The following is a 744-nucleotide window of genomic DNA, read 5'->3' as shown; positions in this document are numbered from 1 at the left end:
GCCAGATCATCGTACGCAGTTTATTACGGGCTTGCCGCTAGACCATGTGTTCTACCGCGGATTAACGCTGAAAAATGCGAAAGCGCCGCAGAGCGACGCTTCCGATCATAATCCATTACTGGTGTCGTTTACGCTTAACGATTAGCGTTAGTCAGCTTAAGCGATAACGATGTACAACGCCCAAATCACGTAAAACGCAATCCAAGGCAGGCTCGAAATCACCAGAGCCTGTCCGCGTTCAAATTCAGTCCACGTTAATACCACGCCGTAACCTAGAACAATGTACCAAGGCAACAGAAGTGGCAGTGAGCTAGCAAAGTGAGACCATTCGTTGGTGAGTGGCAACTTCAGTAAGCCATTGAGACTGTTGAGATCCGCCGCATAGGTCATTACCTGACCATGTTTCAATAGTAAGCTTGCGTAGCTTGCAATGTCGCCCAATACCGCAGGAAACAAAATTGCGCACGAGGCCGCAAACCATTTCCAATAACCGTATTGTTGTTTACTTGCTTTAGTCGCAAGGAAGAACCAAAACGCAAGCAACAAAAGCGTCGCAAAGCGATTGAACACGTCATTAATGATCGCACTTGCCATCAACGTGTTTGGTTCCAATAGCTCAATCTGCTGTGGGTCGATTTGTTTGAACTGTACAGTGAGTTGGTCACTTAACCACGTAAAATCAATGTTCGAAAAGTACGCGCCCCAAAATAGGAATGGGCTTAGCATCAAAAAGATGAAAGGTTG

1 protein-coding gene is annotated in these 744 nt (G+C 46.4%); it reads right to left on the bottom strand.

Going from position 1 to position 744, the window contains the following annotated elements; genetic code table 11:
- Positions 1 to 156 precede the first annotated feature (156 nt).
- Positions 157 to 744, bottom strand: a 588-nt coding sequence (locus R7E78_RS26325; RefSeq protein WP_318058635.1) for a YIP1 family protein, incomplete at its 5' end; no start/stop codon positions are given.

The organism is Vibrio sp. YT-19(2023) (genome assembly GCF_033337395.1).
Note: the sequence above shows the minus strand (reverse complement) of the source record. Positions and strands in the feature narration are given on the sequence as shown.